Here is a 409-nt window from a genome sequence, read left to right on the forward strand (position 1 = left end):
TTTTCGTGTACGGGACTATCACCCTGTACCGTCGGACTTTCCAGACCGTTCCACTAACACACAAGCTGATTCAGACTCTGGGCTGCTCCCCGTTCGCTCGCCGCTACTGGGGGAATCTCGGTTGATTTCTTTTCCTCGGGGTACTTAGATGTTTCAGTTCCCCCGGTTCGCCTCGTTAACCTATGTATTCAGTTAACGATAGTGTGTCGGAACACACTGGGTTTCCCCATTCGGACATCGCCGGGTCAAAGGTTCATATCACCTCGCCGGCGCTTTTCGCAGATTAGCACGTCCTTCATCGCCTCTGACTGCCAGGGCATCCACCGTGTACGCTTAGTCGCTTAACCTCACAACCCGAAGATGTTTCACTTCTGATTGCGAAAATTTGAGAGACTCGAACACACATAAC

The 409-nt window shown here is 51.6% G+C and carries 1 rRNA gene; it reads right to left on the reverse strand.

The features are described from left to right. Positions 1 to 347: ribosomal RNA gene (locus EKN83_RS23245) — 23S ribosomal RNA — on the reverse strand; the annotation flags it as partial. Positions 348 to 409 lie beyond the last annotated feature (62 nt).

The organism is Enterobacter sp. WCHEn090032, from assembly GCF_003986875.1.
Lineage (GTDB): Bacteria > Pseudomonadota > Gammaproteobacteria > Enterobacterales > Enterobacteriaceae > Enterobacter > Enterobacter sichuanensis.